Below are 25,992 nucleotides of genomic sequence, written 5' to 3'. Positions count from 1 at the left end.
ACTATCTTGACGTCAAGATAACTCTAGCAGGGCGCGGGGGTCTCTCCGTCGTCATTCAGACCGCGTCAGCGGCATCCATTTTGCGATAAACCGATCGCACCATGAGCCAGGAGACGACGAGTAGCGGCGCGTAGAGCGGGATGCCCATGAGCAGCTTCATCGAGGCGAGCAGTTCGACGTTGTCGGCCAGGTAGAGCGGCAGCTGAACGGCGAGGCGGCCGAGAAAAAGGCCGGTCCAGCACAGAGTCAAAATGGTCAGGACCCGACGCTTGCTCGCGTCGAGGCGCCAGGCGACGCCGTCGCCCATCAAGAACCCGACGGCCACGCCGATGAGTGGCCAGCGCACGAGCACCGAGATGAGCAGGGCGGCGCCGTAACCGGCGTTGGTCCACAGGCCGACCAGAAAGAAGTCGGACGGTTTGCCGGAGAACAGTGCGAGCGCAACGCTGATAATGGTTCCGACCAGGCCACCGAGAGCCGGGGTCGTGGTCTGCTTGGTGATCGCGCGCAGCGCGACGAAGATGACGCCGATCACGAGGGGTGCAATCAGCGACGGCAACAACGTGCCGATCGGATCGCTCGTCACATCGGTCGACGGGTCGATGGTGATCGAATAGGTGAACAGAAAAACCAGGCCGGGCAGCACTGCTTCGATCAAGCCGCGGATGCCGCCCATCGCCTTCAGCAGGGCCTGGCCGCTGATCGGCTCGCCCTCCGTCGCCGCACCGAAGCCGGCGCGGCGGGCCGCACCGGCCATCGACTCGGCGAACAGCGCGGAGGTGGACGGCGGGACGGCGCTGTCTGGCGAGCCTGCTTCACCCGGCACGGTTGGCAGCTCCGGCTGATCGGGCTGGTCTTTGGCGGTGTCACTCATGGCGTGGCAAGACGCCGGTCAGACTGCGGCGGTTTCGGTTGTGCCAGCGGGGGTGGCCGGCATGCGCAGCGGAATCAGGTCGCGCGGCGGCATCGGGGTCGAACCGCGCACCACGACGATGCTGCGGAACAGGTCTTCGATCTGCAACGCGGCATCGGGATCGATGGCGCCCTCACCGGCGATCACGCCGCGAAGAAACCAGCGCGGGCCGTCGACGCCGATGAAGCGGGCGAGGCGCGTGACGCCACCGGCTTCCTGGCCGGCCGCGACCGGGATTTCGGCGACGAGTTCGGGGCCGAACGGGCCTTCGCGCGGAGTGGTGCTGCCGCCCTGCTTGCCGATCTGGTCGGCGATCTGGTCGCGGATCTCGTGCCATAAGCCGCTCGAGCGCGGCGCGGCGAACGGCTGAACCTGCAGGGTGGAACCGGCGAAGTCGAGTCCGATGGCCACGACCCGCTTGCTGCCCTCTTCAATTTCGAGGCGCAGGTGCAGTCCTTCGCGAGGAAGAATCTTGATACCGCCGAGGTCGACGTATGGACGTACCGGGTTGGCTTCCGACTCGTCGAGCGGGCCCTCGGTCTCGCGGTCTTCGGGTGCCGATTTCGGCATGGATTCGGGGATCTCCCCCGAGTTCGTGAGGTCACTCACCGGTTATCTCCTGTCTGCGGGGCGGCTGCGCCCGGCATTGGTGCATTGTCTTGAGTGCGCGGCAGAACGCCGGTCGATCCGAAACCGCCCTCACCACGCTGGCTGCCGGGAAGCTTGTCGACGGCGATGAAGGTGGCTCGGGCGACCGGCATGACGATGAGTTGCGCGATGCGATCGCCCACCGCGATGGTGAACGACTCGTTCAGGTCGGTGTTGAGCAGGGCCACCTTGATTTCGCCGCGGTAGCCGGCATCCACTGTTCCGGGAGCGTTCACGATGGTGATGCCGTGCTTGACGGCCAGACCGCTGCGGGGAACGACGAACGCCGCAAAACCATCGGGAAGGGCGATCGACACGCCGGTAGCGACAAGTGCACGGCTTCCCGGGGCGAGCTCGAGAGCCTCGGCCGCGTGCAGGTCTGCCCCGGCATCACCGGGGTGTGCGTAGTTCGGGAGGATGGATGCCTGGATCAGGACTTCGACGCTTTCTGCCACGTGTCGAGGGTAGTGCAGTTATCTGATCGAATAGAGCCATGCCTGATTACCGTGAAAAACTGTGGCCCAACGCCTGGGCATTCATCGTCACCGCTCTGGTGATACCAGCGAGCATTCTCGTGCTCGTGCCGATCTCCCTGTTCGCCGGAATTGTTACGGCCGCCGTATTGTACGGCGGCTGCGTGCTGCTGCTCGTGCTGGCGTCACCGGTCGTTCGCGTGCAGAACGGCGAGTTGATCGCCGGCCCCGCCACAATTTCGACCACGTTGCTCGGCCAAGCGACGGTCTTCGACGGGGCCGAAGCCACGCAGGAGCGGGGTCCTCGGCTGGATGCCAGGGCCTGGCTGCTCATTCGCGGCTGGATCAAGCCGGTCGTACGCGTGCCCATCGTGGATGCGACCGATCCGGCCCCGTACTGGGTCATCTCCAGCCGCCACCCAATAGAGTTGGCCGCCGCGATCAATGAATCGCGAACGGCCAACGTGGGGTAAAGCTGGGCTTTAGGAGTCGCACTCCAGACAGACGGTGCCGAGCTTGGTCTCGTGTCCCATCTGCGAGCGGTGCTTCACGAGGAAGCAATTCACGCAGGTGAACTCGTCGGCCTGCGCGGGCAGAACGACGACATCAAGGTCCAGGTCGGACAGGTCGGCGCCCGGAAGGTCGAACCCACCGGGGTTGTCGGAGTCATCGACATCAACGCTGCCGGACATTTTGTCTGGCACACGTTCCTTGAGGGCCTCGATCGACTCAGAGTCGTCTTCAGTCTTTCGGGGTGCGTCGTAATCGGTTGCCATGCCCATCCATTTCAGTTACGCCGATAAACGAAATCGGCGGGCACAGTTTCCAACAATCCAGACGGAATAGCAAACCGTCCGCCAATGTTTTTATTCGGACACGAAGAAACAACTTGCGGCACGCCCGGCGTATTCCCGCAAAAAGGCATCAACCCGTGGCAGTCTTGCAGCCAACGGTAATCGCGAGAGGGCTTGTCTTCATGCAGGAATTGAAGGTTATTGGGGTTGAGAACGGTGCGCTGCTCGCAGCGTCCGAAGATGGCGACCGGTATCGCATCGCCATCGACGAGGTTCTCCAGTCCCGGCTTCGCCAAACCCAGACGGAACGTGTCAACGCTCCAAAACTGTCACCGCGGGAAGTCCAGGCGCACATTCGCTCCGGCATGTCCGCCGAGGATGTGGCCGCGGTCACTGGCGCATCGCTCGAGTACGTGCGCCGTTTCGAAGGCCCGGTCGTGGCCGAACGGGAGTACATCGTCTCCTCGGCGCTGAGTGTTCCGGTGCACACCGCCATCGATCCGGACCCGATCGACGAGAACGTCAACTTCGGTTCGGTTATTCGGGAACGCCTCGCCTCCCTCGGTGCCACCGGTGAGCGCTGGGCGAGTTGGAAGGAGCCCGGCGGCGGGTGGATCGTCAAGCTGTCCTTCACCGCCGACGAGATCGACCACGACGCCCGCTGGGGTTTCGAACCGAAGAAGAACTCCCTGTCTCCGGTCGGCAGCGAGGCCGTCGCACTGTCGCAGCAGGGCGAACTCAAGGGCTCCTTGATTCCGCGCCTGCGCGCCGTCGGCTCCGAGACGAGCGCCGCCGACGTGTCCCGGTTCGACAGCAACGCCTTCAACTTCAAGGAATCCCTCGCCGACGAGATTCTGAACGACACCAGCCCCAACCTGGAGGCAGTGCCGTACTCCCGCTCACTGAGTCGGGACGACGCGGTGTCGAAAGCTGCGATCAAGCGCGCTGCAGAGCCGGCCTCGAACATGAGCGAAACCGCCGACCTGCTGGAGTCTCTGCGTCGCCGCCGCGGCGAACGCGAGGCGGCGTCGAGCGGGGAGACGGCATCCGTTTCGGTGCCCGCCCCAGCACAGCCGTTGCGCCCGCGTCGGGCGACGCCGGTCGACGCTGCACTCACGGATGCCGCGGTCACCGATGAGTCCAGTGCTGCTCCGGCCACCACACCGGAGCCAACCGGCAACGCCTGGGCCAACCAGGCCGCCAGGGCCCAGGAACGCACCAACCACGGTCGCACCACGCCCAAGCGCGGCCGAGCCTCGATGCCGAGCTGGGACGAGATCGTGTTCGGTGCCCGCACCGACGACGACCTCAGCTGAGCCGTAGCCGGCGTTCAGCCGGCCAGCCAGGCGTAGCGACGCTGCGGCCGGCCGGTCTGGCCGTAACGCAGGCTGACCACAGCCTGCCCTGTCGCCACGAAATACTCCAGATATTTGCGAGCGACTACGCGCGACAGGCCGAGCAGTTCGGCGCACTCCGAAGCGGCCAAGTCGGGGTCGCTGGCCGACAGGGCGGCAGCGGTCAGCGCTGCCGTCTCCTTGCTCAGGCCTTTCGGCAACGCGGAGACCGCCTGGTCGATCGAAAGAGCGGATGCGCGCCCGAGCGCCTGGTCGAGATCGCTCTGGCTCAAATCACCGGTGCCACCGAGCAGTCGGCGCCGCTCGGCGTATCCGGCCAGCCGAGCTTGCAGCTCGGTGATCTTGAATGGTTTGAGCAGGTAGCTCACGATGCCGCCCTGCAGCGCCGCGGTGACCATTTCGGCCTCCCGGGCGGCGCTGAGCACGAGAAAGTCCACGCCGTGCCCGGCTTCGCGGGCCCGGCGGATCACGTCGAGCCCGGTCATATCGGGCAGGTACATGTCGAGGAGCACGAGGTGCGGGGCTTTGGCGGCGATCTGGACCAGCGCGTCCGACCCGGTCGCCGCAACACCGACCACGGTGAAACCACTCTGCTGGGCCACAATGCGTTCGTGGGCGCGCGCCACCATGAAATCGTCGTCGACGACGAGCACATCACACACGGGTCTGTTCCTCGTTCTCGACCAATTCGGCCGTGCCGAACGGCAGCACGGCCTCGAACACGGTGCCCTGATCGGCCCGATAGCCCACCGTGCCCCCGCGACGCGTCGCGACGAGGCGCACGATAGCGAGTCCGTAACCATGGGCGTCTCCCCCGGCGAGTGCCGATTTGCTCGTGACTCCCACCTCGAACACCCGGTCGACGAGTGCGGCGTCGATCCCCGGCCCTGAGTCACTCACCGTCACCAGCACGGCAGCCGCTGCACCAGGGCTCGCCCGCACATCGAGCCGGACCCCACGTTCCCTGGCCCCAGTGACGGCATCCAGGGCGTTGTCGATCAGGTTTCCGATCACGGTAACGAGGTCGGCGGAGAGCTCGGCGTCGACCCGGCCGAGGTTCGATTCGGGCGATAAGACAAGCGTCGCGCCGCGTTCACGGGCCAGGGACGTCTTGGCGATTACGAGCGCGGCTACCGCCGGCTCCTGCAGGCGCGTCAACACCGAATTGTCGAGCTCGGTGCGGTCACGGGTGACGGCGTCAACGTATTCCACCGCCGCTTCGGTGTCGCCGAGCTGCATGAGCATCGAAATGGTGTGCAGCCGGTTGGCGAACTCGTGGGTCTGCGCGCGCAGGGTGTCGGTGGCCTGTCGGCTGCTGCCCAGGTCGTGCTGCAGCGTGACCAGCTCGGTGCGGTCACGCAGGGTCGTCACAACCTCCGGCCGCGACCGAGGCGGGTGGATAAGCGTCTGGTTGAGCACGAGCAGCACCCCGCGGTTCACGAACACCGTATCGATCTCACCGACCTCCTGCGGGCGCAGCGCCCGCACCGCCTCGTCGTCGAGGCCCACCGTGTCGATCGCCCGGCCTTCTGCATCAGCCGGCAGACCGAGCAGGGTGCGGGCGCTGTCGTTGGCGAGTGTGATGAGCCCGTCGGTGTCGACGGCGATCATTCCCTCCCGGATGCCGTGGATCATGGCATCCCGGTGCTCCACCAGCCGGCCGATCTGCTCCGGCTCGAGCCCGAGCGTCTGCCGTTTCACCCGCGCGGCCAGCAGCAGCGACCCCGTCACGCCGAGCACCCCCGCCACCCCGACATAGGTCAGCAGGTTCGGCACCGCGCTCGCGAGCAGATCGGCTAGGGCTGGGAACTGGCGGGCGGCGACCACGGACCCCACGACCTCCCCGGTTTTGGACAGCACCGGCACCTGCGCGACCACGTAATCATTGGTGCCGATCGGCGCGATGCCGGCCCACGCGGCGTCCGACTCGTCGGGCGTCGGGTCGATAGCCAGGTCGGTGGTGAGCAGCCGCGGATCGGCGGGTGAGGCGATCACGCGGCCGTCAACATCCGTTACGAGCAGCTGGTCTACCCCCGTGGTGGTACGGAGGGACTCGACCGGCACCGAAAACTGCTGGGGCACCGCCTTACTGGAGAGCAGGCTGCGTACGAGCGGATTGGCCGCCGCGTATTCGGCAACCGTGAGCATGCGACGTTGAGCACCGCTCTCGAAGCTGCTGCGGGTCTGTTCGAGTGAGATGGCCGTGACAGCGACCAGAACGAGCCCGATCAGGCTGAGTTGAAACAGCAAGAGCTGGCGGGTGAGGCTGAGACGGCTCGAACGGATGCCCGACCCGCGCCGGGTCAGCTGCTCTCGATCGTCTTTGGCCATATGAAATAGTGCCCCATGCAAGGGGCAAACCGAAATCACTGTTTGCAACCGCAAGCTACACAACGTTCACTAAGGCCACAAGTTGTGTCCGACCGGCCCACCACGCAGGCTGAACTCGGCCAGCAAAGAGGCTCGCCAGAAATCGAAGAGGATTCAAGCATGCCAATCACAGCACGCACCATGCGTTCACGCCGCACGGCCAGCACCGTTGTTCTCGCCGGGGTCGTGGCACTCGCCCTCAGCGCCTGCGGAGTCACGAGCGCGAAGAACACCGAGGCCGCCGACAGCGGCCCGATCGAAAACCTGCAGGTCATGATCCCCAATGCCGCGGGCAGCGGCTATGACGTCACCGGCCGCGCCGCGGTCAAGGTGATGGACGACCTGGGCCTGGCCACCGGTACAGAGGTCACCAACCTGGCCGGTGCCGGCGGAACCGTGGGCCTCGCCCGCACCCTGACCGAAACCGGTAACGCCAACTTTCTGCTCATGATGGGGCTCGGCGTGGTCGGCGCCGCGTACACCAACGAGGGCGATGCCAAGGTCGCCGACGCGACCCCGATCGCCGGACTCATCGAAGAAGCCGGCGCCATCTTCGTCGCCGCGGACTCCCCCTACCAAACCATCGACGACCTCGTCACCGCGTGGAAAGCGGACCCGGCCACCTTCGCCGTCGGCGGCGGTTCGTCCCCGGGCGGCCCGGACCACCTCCTGCCGATGCAGCTCGCGGATGCCATTGGCATCGACCCGACAACGGTCAACTACGTGGCCTACGACGGCGGTGGCGAACTGCTGCCGGCCATCCTCGGCGGCAAGCTGCAGTTCGGCGCCTCGGGTTACGGTGAATTTCTGGAACAGGTGAAGTCGGGCGACCTGCGGGTACTCGCCGTCACGAGCGAGGAGCGCGTTCCCGTCATCGACGCCCCCACCCTCACCGAAGAGGGCATCGACCTGGTCTTCACGAACTGGCGCGGACTTTTGGCCGCACCCGGACTGACCGACGCTGAAATCGCGCGCCTCGTCGACGCCGTCACCGCCATGCACGACAGCCCCGAGTGGAAGCAGGTTCTGGTCGACAACAGCTGGACCGACGCATTCATCACCGGCGACGACTTCAGCACCTTCCTTACCGAGCAGGACACCCGCGTCGCCGACGTGCTGAAGACCCTGGGCCTAGTCTAAGAATGACCGCCCCCACTACAGACGCAGAATCCGGGCTACGAGGACGCCTGCAGGCTCGCCTGCACGGTCGCTCCGAGCTCGGAGTCGCCGCCCTGCTCGCCGTAATCGCGATCGTGATCGCGGTCGATACCGCGAACATCCGTCACACCGCCATCAACGCCGGCGTGATGGGACCGCAGGTCGTTCCCACGATCATCGCGATCGGCCTGGGCCTGTGTGCGATTGCCCTCGCCATCTCTGTACTGCGGGGCGGCCACGCCCAGGCCGAAGACGGTGAGGACATCGACCTCACGCAGAAGGCCCACTGGCCGACCGTGTTCGGCCTCGGTGGCCTCATTCTCGTCTTTGCCCTCACGATGGACTTTCTCGGTTTCGTGATCGGCAGCGCGCTGCTGTTCTGCGGCTCCGCCCTGCTGCTCGGCTCAAGGCGCTTCATTTGGGCGCTCGTGATCGGCATCCTTCTGGCTGTTGGCACGTTCTACGGCTTCGTACTGGGCCTCGGCATCAATCTGCCGGCCGGCCTGTTGACGGGAATTCTCTAAATGGACAACCTCACCCTTCTGATGGAGGGGTTCGGCAACGCGCTGACCCTGCAGAACCTGCTGTTCGCCCTCATCGGCGTGCTGCTCGGCACCGCCGTCGGCGTGCTGCCGGGCATCGGCCCGGCCATGACCGTTGCCCTGCTGCTGCCGCTCACCTACGCGCTCGACGTGACCGGGTCGCTCATCATGTTCGCCGGCATCTACTACGGCGGCATGTACGGCGGGTCGACGACCTCGATTCTGCTCAACACCCCGGGCGAATCCTCCTCGGTCGTTACTGCGCTCGAAGGCAACAAGATGGCCAAGGCCGGCCGCGGTGCACAGGCGCTGGCGACGGCCGCCATCGGCTCATTCGTGGCTGGCACGCTCGCCACCGGCGCCCTCGTCTTCGTCGCCCCCTTCGTCGTGGCGGTCGCGATCGGGCTTGGAGCTCCTTCGTACTTCGCAATGATGGTCTTCGCTTTCGTCGCGGTGAGTACCGTGCTCGGTTCGAGTCGAATTCGTGGCCTGGCCTCGCTGTTCATTGGCTTGACCATCGGCCTGGTCGGCCTCGACAAAACGTCCGGTCAGGCGCGACTGACCTTCGGACAGCCGCTGCTCTCCGAAGGCATCGACGTCGTCGTTATTGCCGTCGCCCTGTTCGCGGTCGGTGAAGCGCTCTGGATTGCCGCGCACCTGCGGCACGGCACCCCCGCGACCATCCCGGTCGGGGTACCGTGGATGCGCAAGGACGACTGGAAGCGCTCCTGGAAGCCGTGGTTGCGCGGGACGGTTATCGGCTTTCCATTCGGGGCCATTCCGGCCGGCGGCGCCGAGATCCCCACCTTCTTGTCCTATGTGACGGAAAAGAAGCTGTCCAAGCATCCGGAGCAGTTTGGCCACGGCGCCATCGAGGGTGTGGCCGGGCCGGAAGCAGCCAACAACGCCTCTGCCGCCGGAACGCTCGTGCCACTGCTCACCCTCGGTCTGCCCACCACGGCGACCGCCGCCGTGATGATCGCGGCGTTCAACCAGTACGGCATCCACCCCGGTCCGCTGCTGTTCCAGACCGAACCCGTTCTGGTGTGGACCCTGATCGCGAGCCTGTTCATCGGCAACACCCTGCTGCTGGCGCTCAACCTGCCGCTCGCACCGCTCTGGGCCAAGCTCCTGCGCATCCCGCGGCCGTATCTCTATGCTGGCATCCTGTTCTTCGCGACCCTCGGCGCCTACGCGGCCGGCATGCAGACCTTCAACATTCTGATCCTGCTGCTGCTCGGTGCGCTCGGCTACATGGCCCGCCGCTTCGGGTTTCCGGTGCTGCCGATCATCGTCGGTGCCATCCTCGGTCCGGAGATGGAACGCCAGCTGCGCCGCGCACTGCAGATCAGCGCCGGAGACCCGGCCGCTCTGCTGAGCGAACCGCTTGCGGTTGTCATGTACACCGCGATCGTGCTGTTCCTCGTGGTTCCGCCCGTGATCAAGGCGCTGCGCCAGCGGTTCGGTCGAGGGGCCGGACCGACCGACGGGCCTCCGGAGGACCAGTTCGATGCCTTCGGCACCCAGACCTCCGATGGCAGTGCCCGGGTGATTCGGGCGGTGCGCCCGAGTCGGCGCGGAAACTAGCACAACCGGCTACGACGGCGCGGGAGTCGGCATACTGGTGTCATGCCAGCTGCCCTCTCCCGCGCCGACGTCGTTCGCCTTCGCCTCGGAGCCCAGGGGCTGGCCGGGCAACCGCTGGCCGATGCGATCGCGGTCACCGAGCGGATGCTCGCGGTGCAGGCCCGTGATCTCCGCGGAGAACCTCCTGCGGGTCGTGCCGGGGCTGAACGGCATCTTTCTGCCGCTCGTGGTCACGAACGGGCAGATCGTGGGCACCTGGCGCAAGAAGATTGCGGCGTCGGGGGTCACCTGCGAGGCCTCGCTGTCCGAGGAGCCGAACACTGCCGCGGCACGGACGCGGGCGGAGAAGACCCAGCGCGACTTCGAACGGGGCGTCGCCGACTACGCCCGGTTTCTCGAGCTGCCGGTTCGGCCGGAACCGACTCCGAACCGGTAAAAGCCGGCATCCGTCTCACTCTGCGGTCTACGGGTTAGCCTTGACCAGTGAAACTAACCTCGGCCCTGCGCATCTCCAAACGACTCCCGATGCTGCAGGTCGTCAAGATGGCCGTCGCCGTCGGACTGGCCTGGCTCGCCTCCCAGTTGCTCCTGCCGAGCGACCTGCCCATTTTCGCTGCGATCGCAGCCCTGCTCGTGGTGCAGCCGAGCGTCAACCAGACCCTCGGCCGCGCGATCGAACGCACCGCCGGGGTCATCGGTGGCGTCATCATCGCCTCCTCGATCGGCTTCTTCCTGGGCCAGTCCAGCTGGGTCGTGCTCGGCACGATCGTGGTGAGCATCCTCGTAGCCTGGGCGCTGCGACTCTCCCCGGTGTCGGCCAGTCAGATTCCGATCAGCGCCATGCTCGTGCTCGCCCTCGGTGCCACGACGCCCGGCTACGCCCTCGACCGCATCATTGAGACCTTCATCGGCGCCGGAATCGCCCTGATCATCAATGCGCTCATCGTTCCCCCGGTGCTGGTCGCGCCCGCGCGCGACGCCGTCGGCCTGCTGGCACGCGAGCTGGCAGACACCTTCGATCGCATCGCCGAGGCACTGCGCACCCCGCAGACCCCGATCGACCTGATGGAACTGATGATCAAGGCCCGGCTGCTGCGGCCGATGCTGGTGTCGGCGGAGAAGGCCATCGCCCAGGCCGAGGAGAGCCTCATGCTCAACCCGCGCAAGGCCAAGCTGCGGGTAGCACTCGACGCCGATCACGACATGATCGAGCGGTTGCCGACGCTTGTGACGCGCGCGATCGGCATGACCCGGGCCCTGCACGATCATTACGACGAGTCGCTGCAGTACGAGCCGAGCGTTCAGGCGTTCTCCCGGGAGCTGGCGCGGGCGGCGCACGACCTCGCGCTGCTCGCCCGAGCCGAGGGCGACCTCTCGGTCGTGCCGGAACCGCCGGCGCCCGAAATTCTCGCCCTGACCGCGCCGCTGCGCATCGTGACGCCGCACCCCGACCACTGGATTCTGATCGGTTCGCTGATGGAAGACCTACGCCGGGTGCGCGAGGAGATCGTCGGCGACCGCGCCTGAACGCGGTCGCACTGGCCGCGCGGCCATGAGCGCGCCCGAAACGGGTGACCGCTACGGCGGTTCCGTAGCGGCCACCCAGTATCGGGCGCGGCCTCGAATGAGCGACGCCGAAGGGGACGCGGTCGGACCCGCTAGAGCACCTTGGAGAGGAAGTCCTGGGTGCGCGGTTGTTGCGGGTTGCCGAACAGCTCGGCCGGCGTGCCCTCCTCGACGATGACGCCGTCGGCCATGAAGATGACCCGGTCGGCGACCTCGCGGGCGAATCCCATCTCGTGGGTGACGACGACCATGGTCATGCCCTCGGCGGCGAGGTCCCGGATAACCTGCAGTACTTCGCCGACCATTTCGGGGTCGAGCGCGCTCGTCGCCTCGTCGAACAGCATGATGTCGGGGTTCACGGCGAGCGACCGGGCGATCGCAACGCGCTGCTTCTGGCCGCCGGACAGCTGCGCGGGGCGAGCCGTCGCTTTGTCGGCGAGGCCTACCCGGTCGAGCAGTTTCAGGGCGGTGGCGCGGGCATCCGCTGTGGATTCCTTCTTCAGCTCGACCGGGGCCAGCATGATGTTCTGCAGCACGGTCATGTGCGGAAACAGGTTGAAGTGCTGGAAGACCATGCCGATGTGCTGACGCACCTCATTGAGATCGACCGTCTTGTCGCTCAGGTTGAAGCCGTCGACGATGACCGTGCCGGCGCTCAGCTCATCGAGCTTGTTCAGGCAGCGCAGAAAAGTGGACTTGCCGGAACCCGACGGGCCGATCACGCAGACGACCTCGCCCTCGATAATCTCGACGTCGAGGCCCTTGAGCACCTCGTTGGAGCCGAACGACTTGCGGAGACCACGTACTGAAATCTTGCTGACGCTGATCTTGCTCATTTGTTGAACCTCTTGTCGAGCTTGTTGGAGAGCATGGTGAGCAGGTTGATGACGATGAAGTACAGCGCGGCCACGATCAGCAGGGTCTCACCGGTGCGGAAGTTCGCGGCGTAGATCTGCTGGCCCTGGTAGGTGAGTTCGGCGAATCCGATCACGGCCAGGAGCGAGGTGTCTTTCAGGGTCATCACGAACTGGTTGATGAAGGACGGCGTCATGATTTTTACGGCCTGCGGCAGTACGACGCGGCGCATGGTGGTCACGTAGCCGAGACCGAGGCTGCGGCCGGCTTCGGTCTGGCCGGGGTCGACTGACTGGATGCCGCCGCGCACGATTTCGGTCATGTAGGCACCGGCGTTGAGGCTCAGGGTGAGCACACCGGCGGTGAGCACGTCGATGGACTGCCCGGTGAGCTGCGGCAGGCCGAAGTAGAAGAAGAACGCCTGCACCAGCAGCGGCGTGCCACGGAAGATGCTGACGTAGACGCTCGCGATGCCGCGCAGCACGCGGCTCTCCGAGACCTTGAAGAATCCGAACAGCACGCCCAGCACGAGGGCGATCACGATGGAGAGGGCGGTCGCGAGCAGGGTGAGCCCGAGACCCTTCATCAGGGCCGGCAGGCTGTCGCTGAGCAGGCCGAAGAAGCCTGATGACGCGGCCGGTGCTGGCTGCTCCAGGTAGGTGTCGAGAATGTCCTGGTACTCGCCGCTGGTCTTCAGTTCGGCGAGGCCGGTGTTGAATGCGGCGAGGAGTTCGGGGTTCTGGTCCTTGTTGACGGCGAAGCCATAGGAGCTGCCCTGCTCCTTCTCGGTGACCGACTTCAGGCCGTTGTTCTGATTGATGCCGTAGGCGAGCACCGGATAGTCGTCGAAGACCGCAACGGAGTTGCCGGCCTTGACGTCGTCGTACATCGTTGCCGAGTCGGCCAGAGCCTTGACCGTGAAGCCGTACTCGTCCTTGATCGAATTGGCGAAGGTCTCGCCCTCACTGCCCCGCTTGGCGACGACGTTCTCGCCGGCCAGGTCGGCGTACCCGGTGATCTTCGTGTTGTCTTCGGCGACGGCCATCTGCACGCCGGAGTCGAAGTACGGGTCGGAGAAGTCGAAGATGAGCCGCCGTTCATCGGTGATCGACATACCGGCGATGACGCCGTCGACCTGGTTGGACTGCAACGCTTGCAGAGCGGCGTCGAAGCCGAGCGACTTGATCTCGACGGTGAAACCCTGGTTCTTCGCGATGTCGCGAATGAGATCCATGTCGATGCCGGTCAGTTCACCGTCTTTGCGGTACTCGAACGGCGCAAAGGTCGTATCGGTTCCGATGACGTAGGTTTCGCCGGTGACCTCGGTGTTCGGTTGGGCCTGGGGCTGGCTGGCGGCTGCGGCGCTGATGCCGACGAATCCGCCGGCGAGAGCCAGCAGCGCCGTGACGGCGACCGTGAGCTTTGCCGCCCGGAATTTAGTTATTTTGCGCAAAGGAGAGCCATTTCTTGTCGTACGATCTGATCGCACCTAGCGGCCAGAGGGGTATTTCGCGCCGATCGACGCTGATCCACCGGGTAGCGGATGCTGCACACCCTGTCGAACGAGCCTACCTTGGGGTGCGCGCCGCTCAGGTTTTCAGCGGACCTCCGGCCGGTCAGGCATGTGTCTACGAGCTGACGGCAGCCTGCGCATCGATCCAGAGGCCCAAGAGCACCGCTGCCGCGGGGCCGGTGCTCGCCTCACGAAAGCCGGTGCCGGCCCAGAGAGCGAGGCCGTGGGGGTCGCCGCGACGGGCGGCATCCGCTCGGAGGCCCTTGGTGAGGTGATGCACCTGCGGATACTCGTGCGGCGCGCTGGCATCGTGGGCGGTGATGAACGCGTTGCTCAGGCCTCGCGCCGGCCGGCCGGAAAAGGCCCGGGTGATAACGGTCTCGGTGAAGCGCGGCTCGAGGAGGGCGCTCTGGTGCGCCGGGTTCGCGCCCGACTCGTCGGTACGAAGGAACGCCGTGCCGAGTTGCACGGCCGCGGCGCCGTTGGCCAGCAGCGACGCGATCTGCCCGCCAGAGTGGATGCCGCCCGCCGCGATCAGCGGCAGCGTCACGACCTCGCGAATCGCGATCAACAGCTCCCCCAGTGCCAGGGTGCCCGGTTCGTCGCTCGTCGTGAATGTTGCCCGGTGCCCACCGGATTCCGGCCCCTGCACGCAGAGCGCGTCGACGCCACGGTCCACGGCCTGCAGGGCTTCGGCCACCGATGTCACGGTGGCGATCAGGAACGAACCGGCCGCGTGCATCCGCTCTGCTGCATCGCGCGGCGGCAGACCGAAGGTGAAGGAGACCACGGGGACCCGGTGCTCGATGACCACGGCCACCTTCTCAGCGAACCAATCGTCGTCGGCGTCGGCGATCTCGCCGAACGTGGCGGCGGGGTACTCGCGAGCCAGCGCGTCGCGGTAGGTCTCGACGGCGGCGCGGTCGGTCAACGGTGGCTGCGGAATGAACAGGTTGACGCCGAACGCGTGGTCGGTGCGCTGCTGCACGTCGACGATCTGCTCTGCGAGAGCCTCTGGCGTCTTGTAGCCGCCGGCCAGAAAGCCCAGACCGCCGGCCTCACTGACGGCACGGGCGAGGTTCGGAGTCGAGGCTCCGCCGGCCATCGGGGCTGCAATGATAGGAATCTCAAGGGCTGTCAGGGTGAACACGGGGCTCCTCAATAGATTAGACCGCTGTTCCAGCAGCTGGAATGATGATCTATTTGGCGTCGGACTGTGGCGGCGGGCCCGAATCAGCCGTTCCCCTCTTGCACCTTGGCACAGATCGGGGCGGTGCCACGACCGCTGGGGCATCCTCTCTAGAGTCGTACCGACCGGGCCGCCGCTTCCAGCCGTTCCCGATAAGCCTGCCACCAGGCACCATCACCGGGCGGGAGGTTGCTATTGTCGGCGCGCAGGCCGATAGCGCCGTCGATGAGTTCGCGCACGATGTCGGCGTGCCCAGCGTGCCGGTGCGTCTCGGCGATGATGTGCACGACAATCTGGTGCAGCGTCACGTTGCTGCGCTCCGGCGGCCACCAGGCCACGCGTCCCGGCGCGTTGAGCGGCAGCGCCTCGATGGTGGCGGCGGAGTGCTCGCCGACCCTACGGAACAGGTCGATCACCCAGCCCCTGGATTGCTCGGGCGTTGCCCACATATCCGCATTGATCTCGGCCTCATCGTCGAGCCAGGGCAGCGCCTCCCGGAACGGTCGCCCGAAGGTGTCGCCCAAGTAGCCGGCCTCGACGCTCGCGACGTGTTTGATCAGGCCCAGGAGGTTGGTGCCGGTCGGCACGAGCGGGCGCCGCACGTCGTACTCGCTGAGCCCGTCGAGCTTCCAGATGAGGGCCTCACGACCAGAAGCCAGGTAGTGCAGCAGCGTCGTCTTCTCCGCAGAATCGTCCATGTCCTTAGCTTTGCAGCATGCCTCGGTCCCGCATAGGCCGGAAGCGGACGCCTGCCGTCGCCATCACCCGGTCGGGCGCGAAATCTGCGTACTATCTGACAACAGGCTGTTCACTCAGGAGGCTCCCATGTCGTTTCAGGCTTACCTCGACGCGATCGAGGAGAAGACCGGGCTGACGCCGCGCACCCTGGTCGGCATCGCCCACCAACGGGGTTTCGATGACCCAGCGACGAAGGCCGGCACCATCATCGACTGGCTCAAGTCCGATTACGGTCTGGGGCGCGGCCACGCGATGGCGCTCGTCAACGTGATCAAGAACGGCACAACGATCAGCGAGAAGCACGTCGGAACCGACGGCGTGCACCGCGACGAGTCCGTCGAACTGTGGCTCGACGGCAAGTCCTCCCACCCGGCGTGACTCCTACGAGGGGGCGCGGTCGGGCTCACCGACGCGGGGAACGTTCGCGGGGCGAGACGACACGTTCGGCCCCATGGACGTTGGACGTCAACGTCGAGACGACAACTTCGGCCCCGTGGCCAGGGACAGCACGGGACCGAAGTTGTCATCTCGCGGTGCCTCAACTCGACGGCAGGTCAGGCAGCTCGAGACCCGTAGCTTTAAAACATGAATACCGTCTCCGTCTCCCCCGGCGTGCTCGAGTGGGTCGCCCGGCAGCTCGCCGTCAGCGAGCTGCACTGGGTGCGCACGCTTCCCGGCGGCACCCACGCCACAACGAACGTCGTCGGAACAGTCGATGGCGCCGAGTTCGTGCTGCGCGAGTTCCCGCCCGGTGACAACGCTGTGCGCCGCGAGATTCAGGTGCTTGCAGGGCTGGGCGATCTTGGTGAGCTGGCACCGCAACTGCTCGCCGCCGACCCAGACGGCACGGCGAAAGTTGACGGGATACCGAACGGATGCCCGCTCATCGTCACGACGCTGCTTCCGGGTCGGGCTTCGATTACCCCGCAGGACCCGCAGGACTTCGCCCGGCAACTCGGGCAGGCGCTTGCGCGCATCCACTCTATGGCCGTTGACTCGTCGCTCCCCGAGCTGTTCACCGAGCCAGCGGCCACGTCACCGATGCACCCGGTCTGGACAGAGCTCCACGACGAACCGCGAGTGCTCACCCACAACGACTTCTGGTCGGGCAATACTGTCTGGCATGAGGGCCACCTCACCGGGATCGTGGATTGGTCGGGAGCCGGCCGCGCGCCGCGCGGCTACGACCTGGCCTGGTGCCGCCAGGACCTCGTGTTTCTCTACGACGTGACCGTGGCCGAGGAATTCACCCGCGCCTACGACGATGCCTTCGGCTCCCCCACCCCCGAAGTTGCCCGCTGGGACCAGTTCGCCGCCCTGAAGGCCTACCCCCGGGTGGAAACCTGGGCGCCCAACTATCAGGACCTCGGTCGCATCGACCTGGATGGTGCCGGGTTGCGTCGACGCCTGACCGAATGGATACTCCTGCTGGCTCGTTAACGAAGCAGGGCCCCACCGAAGTGGGGCCCTGCTCACGAGAAAACTACGGGTTACGCGTTGAGCGCGGCCTGCAGTTCGAGGGTGATCGTGACCTTGTCGCCGAGCAGCATGCCGCCGGTTTCGAGGGCAGCGTTGTAGGTGAGGCCGAAGTCTTCGCGGTTGACCTCGGTCTTGGCCGTGGCGCCGAACTTGTAGTTGCCGTAGGGGTCTCCGCCGAAGCCGCCGAACTCGAACTCGAAGGTGGCCGGCTTGGTGACGCCCTTGATGGTGATGTTGCCGTCGACAAGGTACTCGTCCTTAACCACGCGCACGCCGGTTGACACGAAGCCGATGGTCGGGTAGGTCTCGGCGTCGAAGAAGTCGCCAGTGCGCAAGTGACCGTCGCGACCCGGCTCGTTGGTGTTGATCGAGACAACCTGGGCGGACGCGGTGACGCTCGTCTGGAGCGGGTTCTCGCCGGTGACGAAAGTGGCGTCGAAGTCGTCGAAGGTGCCCTTGACCTTGCTGATGACGATGTGGCGAATGCTGAAACTGACGGAGCTGTGGGTCTTGTCGATGGTCCAGGTTCCGGCCTTGTAGCCCGGGATGCTCAGTACGTTGGTGTCGCTCATAAAAGTTCTCCTCAAGTGTGTGGGCCCAGGATTTGTCGCCCTCGGGTACATGCAAGCGCATAGAAGACGGTGGTATTCCCCAAAAGACAAATATTCATGTCCCCCTATTCGGGCGTTCAGACGAGACCTAAACTCAGCCCGACCGAATAGGCTCACCCTGTCACGGGGTTCTGCGTGTTTATTGGGAGGTAGCTGTGAGACAACGAGGCGCACCGAACATGCAGGGGGTCGCTGGCGAGGGCATCCTGATCGCTGCCGGAGGCCGCGCCATCCTGCTGCAGCTGGCCAATCCGGCGATCGGACACGGTGTGGCCGACCACAGCAACTTCGCTGCCCGGCCGCTCGACCGACTGAACGGCACCCTCAGCTACGTCTACGCGATCGTGTTCGGCGATGCCGACCAGGCCGAAGCGATGACCGCACGGGTCAACCACGCGCACGGTCCGGTGCATTCGCGCGGCACGACCCCTGAGTACAACGCATTCACCCCCGAACTGCAGCTCTGGGTCGCCGCAACGCTGTACGAATCGGCCACCCACCTGCACGGCCTGGTCTACGGGCCCCTCGATGACGACACCGCCGATGCGGTTTACCGGGAGTATTCACGCCTGGGTACGTCGCTGCAGGTGCCGCCGGAGCTCTGGCCGAGCGACCGGGCAGCATTCGGCCGCTATTGGACTGAGCAGTTGACGCTCCTCACCACGGATGCCGCCACCCGCACCGTCGCACACGACCTGTTGCACTCCCGCAGGGCGCCGCTCTGGTATCGCGCCGCCCTCCCCCTGGCCCGTCTGATGACCGCCGGGTTACTCCCCCCGCACGTTCGCACACTCTTCCAACTGCCGTGGTCGACCCGGCGGCAGCGACGATTTGAGCGGGTGCTGGGCGGCATCCGCTTGATCTATCCGCGGCTGCCTCAAGCGCTGCGACACTGGCCGAAGAATCACTACCTGCGCGCCCTCCACGCTTCCGCGCTGGCGCCGGTAGTGTGAAAACTCATGACGCAACCGCAGACTCCCCACCCCGGACTCGACAGCACCGATCGCCAGATCATCGCCGAGCTCAGCCGTGACGCCCGCCTTTCCATGCGCCAGCTGGCCCTGCAGGTGCACATCTCGCGCACCGCAGCCCACACCCGGGTACAGAAGCTGATCAACCACGGCGTGATCACCGGGTTCGGCGCCCAGACTGACCGCAAGGCGCTCGGTCTCAACGTGTCAGCGCTGGTCGTCGTGAAGATCGGCGACGTGGCCTGGGGTGAAATTGCCGCGCAGCTTGCGCAACTGCCCTTCGTCGAGAAGGCACAGGCCGTGAGCGGCGACATCGACATTATTCTCACCGTCAGCGCGCCCGATCACGAGCAGCTCAGCCAGGCCATCCTCCGCGATATCCACACCATGCCGGGAGTGATCTCGACCCGGTCACACCTGATTCTCGACGAAATCACCGGGCACGCTCCCGGAGCCACCCCGGACGCCTGGCACTGATTCACGATTCCAGAACGCCGTTTGGCCGCCGTCTGGCAGCGGATCGGCCAATCGTTCACAACTGCGAAAAAGCGCAGCCGCGCCGGTAAAAAGGGCGCACCATTGCCTGATGAGCCTCAATGTCGAGAACCCGAGCCTGACCGCCGAGTTGGCACCCCCACCCCTGCGTCTGATCGACGATCAGGGCCGTGCGGCCCCCCAGAACGAGAGCGGCGGCTTCGCCCTCCCACCCGTGGAGACCCTTCTCGATCTGTACCGCCAGATGGTCGTGGCCCGCCGATTCGACGTGCAGGTGACCGCCCTCACCCGGCAGGGCCGCCTGGCCACCTACCCGTCCGCGCTCGGGCAGGAGGCCTGCGAGATCGCCGCCGTCGCGTCGCTCGCCCCGCAGGACTGGTTGTTTCCCACCTACCGCGACAGCATCGCGCTGCTCACGCGCGGCGTCGAGCCGAAGGATATTCTCGCCTCGTTCCGCGGCGACTGGCACAGCGGTTACGACTACCAGCAGCACCGTATCGCCCCGCAGGCCACGCCGCTCGCCACCCAGGCACTACACGCTGTTGGCCTCGCCACCGCCGCGAAGCTCAAGCGCGACGACACCGTGGCCCTCACCCTGCTCGGTGACGGTGCCACGAGCGAGGGCGACGCCCACGAGGCATTCAACTTCGCCGCCGTCTGGCAGGCCCCGGTGGTCTTCGTCGTGCAGAACAACCAGTTCGCCATCAGCGTGCCGCTCGACAAGCAGATGGCCTGCCGCACCATCGCCGACAAGGCGATCGGCTACGGCATGCCCGGCTACTACGTGGACGGCAACGACGTCGCGGCCATGTACGCCGTCGTGTCGGCGGCCATGGACCGTGCCCGCAGCGGCGGCGGCCCCACGCTCATTGAAGGCCTCACCTACCGCATCGAAGCCCACACCAACTCGGATGACCCCACCCGCTACCGCAAGACCGCCGACGTCGACCTGTGGCGCAGCCGCGATCCAATCGAACGCCTGGAAAAGTATCTCGTCGCCCAGGGCGCACTCACCGAGGAGGTGCGGGCGTTGATTCTGGCCGCCGCCGAGGATCTCGCTACGACCACTCGCGAGTGCATGACCGAGCAGGCGGTCATCGACCCGCTCGAACTGTTCGAGCACGTCTATTCCACCCCGCGGGCCGCCCTGGCCGAGCAGCGCACCTTTCTGGCGGCCGAACTCGACGGCGATGCCGCAGCATCCGCTATTGCTAACAAAGAGAGCATCCGATGAGCCCGCAGCAGACCCTGGAGACGGGCACCGCCGTGCGCGCGCCCGAAAGCCTCACCATGGCCGCGGCGCTCAATGCGGCCATTCGCGACGCGATGGTCGACGACCCGACGGTCGTTCTGTTCGGCGAAGACGTCGGACCGCTCGGCGGCGTGTTCCGGGTCACCGACGGGCTCTACGCTGAATTCGGCGAGACCCGGGTGAGCGACTCACCGCTGGCCGAGGCCGGCATCGTCGGCACCGCGATCGGCATGGCCATGTACGGCCTGCGCCCGGTAGTGGAGATGCAGTTCGACGCGTTCAGCTACCCGGCGTTCCAGCAGATCGTGTCGCACGTGGCGAAGATGCGCAACCGCACGCGCGGCAAGATCCCGCTGCCAATCGTCATCCGTATCCCCTACGCCGGCGACATCGGCGGCGTCGAGCACCACTCCGACTCCTCCGAGGCCTACTGGACGGCAACGCCAGGACTCACCGTGGTGAGCCCGTCGAACCCGGCCGACGCCTATTCCATGCTGCGCGACGCCATTCGCAGCGACGACCCGGTCATTTTCATGGAGCCGAAGAGTCGCTACTGGAGCAAGGCTTCCCTCGCGCTGCCGGTGCAGACCGAGCCTTTGAACCAGGCCGTCGTGCTGCGGGAGGGCACCGACGTCACGCTCATCGCGTACGGTCCGACCGTGAAAACGGCTCTCGCCACCGCCGAGCAGGCCGTGGCCGAGGGACTCTCGATCGAGGTCATCGACCTGCGCTCGTTGTCGCCGTTCGACGACGAGACGGTGGGGGCATCCGTTCGTAAAACCGGTCGCGCCGCCATCGTGCACGAGGCCGCGCAGTTCGGCGGCTACGGCGCCGAGGTCGCCGCGCGCCTGACCGAGCGCAACTTCTTCTACCTGGCCGCGCCCATTCTGCGCATCACCGGCTTCGACATTCCGTACCCGTCGCCCAAGCTCGAGGAGTACTTCTTGCCCACCCCCGACCGTATTCTGGCCGCACTCTCCACCTGGGAGTGGTCCTGATGAGCCGCGAGTTTCTGCTGCCCGACCTCGGCGAGGGTCTCACCGAAGCCGAGATCGTGGCCTGGTTGGTCGCTCCCGGTGACACGATCGTCATCGACCAGGCCGTGGTCGAGGTCGAATCGGCCAAGTCCATCGTGGAGCTGCCGTCGCCCTACGGCGGAGTCGTGGCGAGCCTGTTCGGTGAGCCCGGGCAGGTCATCCACGCCGGGCAGGTGCTGTTGACGGTTGCCGATGCCGCCACCGATGTGTCCGCGGCTGGCGCCACTGTGGGAGTTCCCGTCGCCGCGGCGCCGAACAGTACCTTGTCCGAAGGTTCCGGCGCGGTTCTCGTGGGTTACGGCACCACCGAGAGCACCCGGCCGCCGCGCACGGTGGCCGCCGGTCGATTCGGCACGGTCACCACAGCGGATGCCGTGGCCCGGCTGAAAGCACCAACGCCCACGCCGATTCCCGCGGCGGTCGAACCGGTCCGTATCGATGCGGCCCGCCGCTCCCCCGTCGTGTCGCCGATCGTGCGCCGACTCGCACGAGAGAATGGGTTCGACGCGAGCATGCTCGCCGGCAGCGGCCAGAACGATCTGGTGCTGCGCAGCGATGTTGAGGACTACATTCGAGCGTTGACGACGTCCGCGTTGACCACGTCGGAGCCGCCTACGTCCGCGCCGCCCGTTCTCGTGATTGCGGCGACGGGTGCGGCGGCCAGCGCAACGCCGGCCGGTCGCGACGACGTGAGCGCCGACATCCGGATTCCTATTTCCGGTCTGCGCAAGGTCGTCGCACAGCGGCTGACCACGTCCCGGCGGGAGATCCCCGAGGCCACCATCTGGCTCGATGTCGACGCGACCGCCCTGTTCGCAGCGCGAGATCAGCTGCTCACAGCCACCGGCGAACGATTCAGCGTGACGGCGCTCATCGCGCGTTTCGTCGTGGCCGGCCTGCGGCAGTTTCCGGTGCTCAATTCCTCGGTCGACACCGCGAGCCAGGAGATCCTGCAGCACGGCGCCGTGAACCTCGGCATCGCCGCGCAAACCTCGCGCGGGCTGATGGTTCCGGTCATCCACGGTGCACACGCGATGAGCACCCGGCAGTTGCGCGACGCCATCGCCGCCCTCGTGGCCCAATCCCAGGGCGGCACCTTCGCGCCGAGTGCGCTGACCGGCGGAACGTTCACCCTGAACAACTTCGGGTCGCTCGGCGTCGACGGTTCGGCGGCGATCATCAACCATCCGGAGGCGGCGATCCTCGGCATCGGGCGCATGATCGAACGCCCCTGGGTCATCGACCACGCACTCGCGGTGCGTACCGTCGTTGAGCTGTCGATGGTGTTCGATCACCGCGTCTGCGACGGCGGAACCGCTGCGGGGTTTCTCACCTACGTGGCCCGTTGCATCGAAAACCCGGTGAGCCTGCTCGCCGATCTGTAGGGGCACAGAAAGGAACACCTTCGCATGGGGCATGCGAAGGTGTTCCTATTGTCCTCGACGGCGCGGGGGACGCCGGGAGGATGAGCGGGGTGATGCGGTGAATCAGACGCCGACGGCGTTTGTGTCCCGCTGGCCGCGAACCGGGGTGACGCGCACACTGGTGTGGTCGCATCCGGAACACTTGAGAATGTAGACGGGAAGTGAATTGCGCTCGGCGTGGGCGGGATTCGGGCTCAGTCGGGCTTTCGAACGGCAGAAGGGGCAAGTGAGTGTCATGCGATCTCCGAATGTGCCGTTGTTTGGGGCACGTTCTCAGTGTGTCGCCTGCTGGATCGGTCCCCTAGGACCAAAGGTCCCGTACTGCTACAGGATCAGCCACGGGGTGCGTTAGCGTGGTCGGATGAGGGGAATCCGCCGCGGCCAGTTCACACCCGCGCTGGCTCCGTTCGTGCTTCCGGCCGCTGTCGGGCTGGTGACAACCGCGCTGTTCACCGTGTTCTCGGCCCTGCAGTGGCGCAGTTTCGCCGCACCGTCCTGGGACCTGGGAATCTTCACCCAGCTGGCTCGCCAGTACGCGGCGCTCGAGGCGCCCATTGTCACGATCAAGGGCGAGGGCTTCAACCTGCTCGGTGATCATTTTCATCCGCTCCTGGTGTTGCTCGGCCCCATTTTCGTAGTCTTCCCGCACGCGTTCACCCTGCTGGTGGTGCAGAACGCGCTGTTCGGCCTTGCCGCCGCCGCCCTCACCTACGCGGCCGTTCGGCTGCTCGGCCGACTCACCGGCACGCTGTTCGGGCTGGCCTTCGCGTTCAGCTGGGGACTGCAGGGGGCGGTCGAGGCGCAGTTCCATGAGATTGCCTTCGCCGTTCCGCTGCTGGCGCTGTCGCTGTGCGCCTTTCTGGGGCGCCAGTGGGTGGCCTGCCTGCTCTGGGCGATGCCGCTCGTGTTCGTGAAGGAAGACCTCGGACTCACCGTGGCCGCCCTGGGCATCGTGCTGGCCGTGCGCAGCCGGCATCCGCTCGGCGTGTGGCTGGCCGTCTGGGGCGTGGGCTGGTTCGCCCTGGCCAGCCTGGTCATTCTGCCGCTGCTCAACCCGAACGGCGCCTGGGCCTATTCGAGCAGCATCGACCTGCTCGGCATTCTGCAGGACCCGGCCGCATTATTTCAGCCGCAGAAGAGCGTGACTCTGCTTCTGCTGGTCGTAGCGGGCGGGCTCATCGCGGTGCGGTCGCCGCTGGCGCTCGTGCTGCTGCCCACTCTGGCCTGGCGGTTCCTGTCGGAGAATTCGGGCTACTGGGGTCCGACCTGGCAGTACAGCGCCGTGCTGATGCCCATCCTGTTTGCTGCCGTGCTCGATGGAATCGCGCTCGCTCGCGGCAGCCTGCGGGGCTGGCTGCGCGGATACGGGCGGCTGGCGGCATCCGTTTCGATTGTCGCAGCGCTCGTCCTCGCCACGACGCTGCCGCTGTTCAAACTGGCGGATGTCCCGGCCCATTTTTCGACGCATCGCGCCGCCGCTGCGACCGCCGCACTGCAGATTGTGCCCGACGGGGCGCTGGTCGAATCAGACATCGGGCTGATGAACTATCTCGTCGAACGAACGGATGTCTATTGGCTCGGCAATAAGAATCCGCTGCCGGATTACCTCGTGATCGATCTTGCCGCCGGCGGTCTGCCCGCCGAGTGGACGTCGGCGCAGGTGGTGGGCGAGGCGCTGCACCCCGGAGTGGAATTCACCACGATCTATGCCGCCGACGGGTACGAGGTGGCGCGCCGCGACGCCAATGCGCCCTGATCCCCTTGCGTCCATTCCCCACGCTGTACTTCGCGACCCCCGGCACCGTGGACGGGGCCCGGGCCCCGTCCACGGGCCCAGTTTAGAAACTGGGCCCCGGGCCATAAGGTGGGCCCGGGCGCTAGTGCGCCGTCGGGTTCGCGGCCCTCAGCCCGGTCAGCAGGGCCGCGGCACCCTGCGGGTCGTCGACGGTCACGGCGAACTGGTTGCCGCGCCGCAGATTCACCACGAGGGCTGGCCCGCCACGCATGACCACGGCCGAGCGTCCGCCGGTCAGTCGGTATCCCCAGCCACCGGAGTGAAACGGGCTCACGGTCTCGGCGAACGCGGACTCCACCTGGTCGAGCGGCACCTGCTTCAAACGGATGCCCAGCAACCGCGACACCACGCGCAGCCCGCGGTGGTCCACGCTCACCCGAACCTGCACGAAGAGCAGCGTGACCGTGAGGATGAGAACGACAATCGCCACCGCCATGGCGCTGGCCGCGGCCGTACCGGTCAGCCCCTCGTCGCGCAGTTGGGCCGCGATTCCGATGGCCCCACCGAGCACGATGAGCCCACCGATCGTAGCCATGACCGGGCTCGTCACGACCTTGGTCCAGGTGGCGGCGGGATCGGCGGTCGCTGTCGCGGCGGTCGTCTCCGGGAGTTCCGTTACGGTCGCCGGCGTCACCCATTTCTGGGCAATCAGAAACGACAGCAGACCATACCCGCAGGCGGCGAAGGTGAGCAGCACCCAGGCGCCCATTTTCGGTTCCGCGGCTCCGGCAGCAACGGTGATGCCGGCCGTGGTCAGCCACAGGCTCGACGACAGCCCCGCAGCGAGGCCGAGCCCGAGGTAGGCCTGGCGGCGATTGGGCGCACCCCGCTCGCGGAGCCAGTAGGTGGCCAGACTGGCAGCACCCAGGCTCACCACGAGCGCAATCACGGCCATTCCCCAGGTGGGCATCGTCGAGCTCACCGCGCCGTCGCGCCCCCACTGCCGTGGCAGCACGCCCGGCAGGCGATCGATCCACAGCAGCCAGGTGACGACGACCGCCATGAAAGGCAGCCACAGAGTCAGCGCTGCAGCGATATCCCGCGGGCGGGTCGGCGCCGAACTGTTCACCAGTGTCATGAGGTCCCCCGATCGAGTGCGGGCAGACCAGTCCGCCCTCGCACTCCTTCCATCCAAGCACAGGCCTTTCCCGTGGCGAATTCCGCAAAAACGAACCGGCACAGACCAGAATCGCCCGTACCAGCGCCGCGCCTCCGGATTTCCTGAAT

27 protein-coding genes are annotated in these 25,992 nt (G+C 66.3%); 15 read left to right on the top strand and 12 right to left on the bottom strand.

The window, feature by feature from the left end; all coding sequences use genetic code 11:
* Positions 1 to 55: 55 nt before the first annotated feature.
* Genes E3T35_RS00815 through dut form a run of 3 tightly spaced genes read right to left on the bottom strand, consistent with a single transcriptional unit; the run spans position 56 to position 2,016 of the window.
* Complete coding sequence (locus E3T35_RS00815) at positions 56 to 874, bottom strand: DUF3159 domain-containing protein (RefSeq protein ID WP_134377623.1); 819 nt, start codon at positions 872 to 874, stop codon at positions 56 to 58.
* Between the two features lie 18 nt (positions 875 to 892).
* Complete coding sequence (locus tag E3T35_RS00810) at positions 893 to 1,483, bottom strand: DUF3710 domain-containing protein (RefSeq protein ID WP_134377750.1); 591 nt, start codon at positions 1,481 to 1,483, stop codon at positions 893 to 895.
* A gap of 35 nt (positions 1,484 to 1,518) precedes the next feature.
* Complete coding sequence (dut, locus tag E3T35_RS00805) at positions 1,519 to 2,016, bottom strand: dUTP diphosphatase (protein ID WP_134344060.1); 498 nt, start codon at positions 2,014 to 2,016, stop codon at positions 1,519 to 1,521.
* A 38-nt stretch (positions 2,017 to 2,054) separates the two neighbouring features.
* Between dut and E3T35_RS00800 the strand changes: the two genes are divergently transcribed.
* Positions 2,055 to 2,507, top strand: coding sequence for a DUF3093 domain-containing protein (locus E3T35_RS00800; protein ID WP_092340004.1), 453 nt, complete (start codon positions 2,055 to 2,057; stop codon positions 2,505 to 2,507).
* Between the two features lie 9 nt (positions 2,508 to 2,516).
* Here E3T35_RS00800 and E3T35_RS00795 read toward each other — a convergent pair whose 3' ends face one another.
* Positions 2,517 to 2,810 (bottom strand): DUF4193 domain-containing protein, encoded by a 294-nt coding sequence (locus E3T35_RS00795; protein ID WP_092112645.1) that lies wholly within the window; start codon positions 2,808 to 2,810, stop codon positions 2,517 to 2,519.
* A 200-nt stretch (positions 2,811 to 3,010) separates the two neighbouring features.
* On the opposite strand from E3T35_RS00795, the gene sepH reads away from it, so the two are divergent.
* Positions 3,011 to 4,144: a septation protein SepH gene (gene sepH, locus E3T35_RS00790; protein WP_134377622.1), complete on the top strand. Its 1,134-nt coding sequence runs from the start codon at positions 3,011 to 3,013 to the stop codon at positions 4,142 to 4,144.
* Between the two features lie 14 nt (positions 4,145 to 4,158).
* Here sepH and E3T35_RS00785 read toward each other — a convergent pair whose 3' ends face one another.
* Both E3T35_RS00785 and E3T35_RS00780 read right to left on the bottom strand, forming a co-directional pair.
* Complete coding sequence (locus tag E3T35_RS00785; protein WP_166789792.1) at positions 4,159 to 4,845, bottom strand: response regulator; 687 nt, start codon at positions 4,843 to 4,845, stop codon at positions 4,159 to 4,161.
* Positions 4,838 to 6,514 (bottom strand): ATP-binding protein, encoded by a 1,677-nt coding sequence (locus E3T35_RS00780; RefSeq protein WP_134377621.1) that lies wholly within the window; start codon positions 6,512 to 6,514, stop codon positions 4,838 to 4,840. The genes E3T35_RS00785 and E3T35_RS00780 overlap by 8 nt, the downstream gene beginning before the upstream one ends.
* 180 nt (positions 6,515 to 6,694) lie before the next feature.
* On the opposite strand from E3T35_RS00780, the gene E3T35_RS00775 reads away from it, so the two are divergent.
* The 5 genes from E3T35_RS00775 (at position 6,695) to E3T35_RS00755 (ending at position 11,367) form a co-directional block, all read left to right on the top strand.
* Complete coding sequence (locus E3T35_RS00775; RefSeq protein WP_134377749.1) at positions 6,695 to 7,693, top strand: tripartite tricarboxylate transporter substrate binding protein; 999 nt, start codon at positions 6,695 to 6,697, stop codon at positions 7,691 to 7,693.
* A 2-nt stretch (positions 7,694 to 7,695) separates the two neighbouring features.
* Entirely contained in the window at positions 7,696 to 8,235 is a 540-nt protein-coding gene (locus tag E3T35_RS00770; protein WP_134344064.1) for a tripartite tricarboxylate transporter TctB family protein, read from the top strand.
* On the top strand, positions 8,236 to 9,840 hold the full coding sequence (locus tag E3T35_RS00765; protein WP_134344065.1) for a tripartite tricarboxylate transporter permease: 1,605 nt from the start codon (positions 8,236 to 8,238) through the stop codon (positions 9,838 to 9,840). It abuts the gene before it with no gap.
* Positions 9,841 to 10,003: 163 nt separating this feature from the next.
* Positions 10,004 to 10,276 (top strand): hypothetical protein, encoded by a 273-nt coding sequence (locus E3T35_RS00760; protein WP_134377620.1) that lies wholly within the window; start codon positions 10,004 to 10,006, stop codon positions 10,274 to 10,276.
* A 47-nt stretch (positions 10,277 to 10,323) separates the two neighbouring features.
* The gene (locus E3T35_RS00755) at positions 10,324 to 11,367 is read left to right on the top strand and encodes an aromatic acid exporter family protein (RefSeq protein ID WP_134377619.1); all 1,044 of its coding nucleotides are present in this window, start codon (positions 10,324 to 10,326) and stop codon (positions 11,365 to 11,367) included.
* 131 nt (positions 11,368 to 11,498) lie between these two features.
* Here E3T35_RS00755 and E3T35_RS00750 read toward each other — a convergent pair whose 3' ends face one another.
* The 4 genes from E3T35_RS00750 to E3T35_RS00735 all read right to left on the bottom strand — a co-directional run bounded on the left by E3T35_RS00750 (position 11,499) and on the right by E3T35_RS00735 (position 15,661).
* Positions 11,499 to 12,242: an amino acid ABC transporter ATP-binding protein gene (locus E3T35_RS00750; protein WP_134344068.1), complete on the bottom strand. Its 744-nt coding sequence runs from the start codon at positions 12,240 to 12,242 to the stop codon at positions 11,499 to 11,501.
* Positions 12,239 to 13,714, bottom strand: coding sequence for an amino acid ABC transporter substrate-binding protein/permease (locus E3T35_RS00745; protein ID WP_241987611.1), 1,476 nt, complete (start codon positions 13,712 to 13,714; stop codon positions 12,239 to 12,241). Before E3T35_RS00745 ends, E3T35_RS00750 begins: the two co-directional genes overlap by 4 nt.
* Positions 13,715 to 13,889: 175 nt before the next feature.
* Positions 13,890 to 14,924 (bottom strand): nitronate monooxygenase family protein, encoded by a 1,035-nt coding sequence (locus E3T35_RS00740; protein ID WP_241987612.1) that lies wholly within the window; start codon positions 14,922 to 14,924, stop codon positions 13,890 to 13,892.
* 149 nt (positions 14,925 to 15,073) lie between these two features.
* On the bottom strand, positions 15,074 to 15,661 hold the full coding sequence (locus E3T35_RS00735; RefSeq protein WP_134344070.1) for a DinB family protein: 588 nt from the start codon (positions 15,659 to 15,661) through the stop codon (positions 15,074 to 15,076).
* Positions 15,662 to 15,788: 127 nt separating this feature from the next.
* Between E3T35_RS00735 and E3T35_RS00730 the strand changes: the two genes are divergently transcribed.
* Together E3T35_RS00730 and E3T35_RS00725 are read left to right on the top strand one after the other, a co-directional pair.
* Positions 15,789 to 16,079 carry a DUF4287 domain-containing protein gene (locus tag E3T35_RS00730; protein WP_134344071.1) on the top strand — a complete coding sequence of 97 codons (291 nt, stop codon included), beginning with the start codon at positions 15,789 to 15,791 and terminating at the stop codon, positions 16,077 to 16,079.
* A gap of 207 nt (positions 16,080 to 16,286) precedes the next feature.
* On the top strand, positions 16,287 to 17,141 hold the full coding sequence (locus E3T35_RS00725; RefSeq protein WP_134344072.1) for a phosphotransferase family protein: 855 nt from the start codon (positions 16,287 to 16,289) through the stop codon (positions 17,139 to 17,141).
* 50 nt (positions 17,142 to 17,191) lie between these two features.
* Here the strand turns inward: E3T35_RS00725 and E3T35_RS00720 are convergent, their stop codons facing one another.
* Entirely contained in the window at positions 17,192 to 17,752 is a 561-nt protein-coding gene (locus tag E3T35_RS00720; protein WP_092339990.1) for a YceI family protein, read from the bottom strand.
* 218 nt (positions 17,753 to 17,970) lie between these two features.
* On the opposite strand from E3T35_RS00720, the gene E3T35_RS00715 reads away from it, so the two are divergent.
* The 6 genes from E3T35_RS00715 (at position 17,971) to E3T35_RS00690 (ending at position 24,726) form a co-directional block, all read left to right on the top strand.
* Complete coding sequence (locus E3T35_RS00715) at positions 17,971 to 18,744, top strand: oxygenase MpaB family protein (protein ID WP_134344073.1); 774 nt, start codon at positions 17,971 to 17,973, stop codon at positions 18,742 to 18,744.
* A 6-nt stretch (positions 18,745 to 18,750) separates the two neighbouring features.
* A complete protein-coding gene (locus tag E3T35_RS00710) occupies positions 18,751 to 19,239 on the top strand; it encodes an Lrp/AsnC family transcriptional regulator (protein WP_134344074.1) in 489 nt (162 codons plus the stop codon).
* Between the two features lie 109 nt (positions 19,240 to 19,348).
* On the top strand, positions 19,349 to 20,491 hold the full coding sequence (pdhA, locus tag E3T35_RS00705; RefSeq protein ID WP_134377617.1) for a pyruvate dehydrogenase (acetyl-transferring) E1 component subunit alpha: 1,143 nt from the start codon (positions 19,349 to 19,351) through the stop codon (positions 20,489 to 20,491).
* Complete coding sequence (locus E3T35_RS00700; protein WP_134344076.1) at positions 20,488 to 21,507, top strand: alpha-ketoacid dehydrogenase subunit beta; 1,020 nt, start codon at positions 20,488 to 20,490, stop codon at positions 21,505 to 21,507. The genes pdhA and E3T35_RS00700 overlap by 4 nt, the downstream gene beginning before the upstream one ends.
* The gene (locus E3T35_RS00695) at positions 21,507 to 22,931 is read left to right on the top strand and encodes a dihydrolipoamide acetyltransferase family protein (RefSeq protein ID WP_134377616.1); all 1,425 of its coding nucleotides are present in this window, start codon (positions 21,507 to 21,509) and stop codon (positions 22,929 to 22,931) included. Before E3T35_RS00700 ends, E3T35_RS00695 begins: the two co-directional genes overlap by 1 nt.
* 400 nt (positions 22,932 to 23,331) lie before the next feature.
* Complete coding sequence (locus E3T35_RS00690) at positions 23,332 to 24,726, top strand: DUF2079 domain-containing protein (protein WP_134377615.1); 1,395 nt, start codon at positions 23,332 to 23,334, stop codon at positions 24,724 to 24,726.
* Positions 24,727 to 24,847: 121 nt separating this feature from the next.
* Here E3T35_RS00690 and E3T35_RS00685 read toward each other — a convergent pair whose 3' ends face one another.
* Entirely contained in the window at positions 24,848 to 25,843 is a 996-nt protein-coding gene (locus tag E3T35_RS00685; protein WP_134377614.1) for a hypothetical protein, read from the bottom strand.
* Between the last annotated feature and the right edge of the window lie 149 nt (positions 25,844 to 25,992).

The sequence above is a fragment of the Cryobacterium sp. TMT1-2-2 genome (genome assembly GCF_004403505.1).
Taxonomy (GTDB): domain Bacteria; phylum Actinomycetota; class Actinomycetes; order Actinomycetales; family Microbacteriaceae; genus Cryobacterium; species Cryobacterium flavum.
Note: the sequence above shows the minus strand (reverse complement) of the source record. Positions and strands in the feature narration are given on the sequence as shown.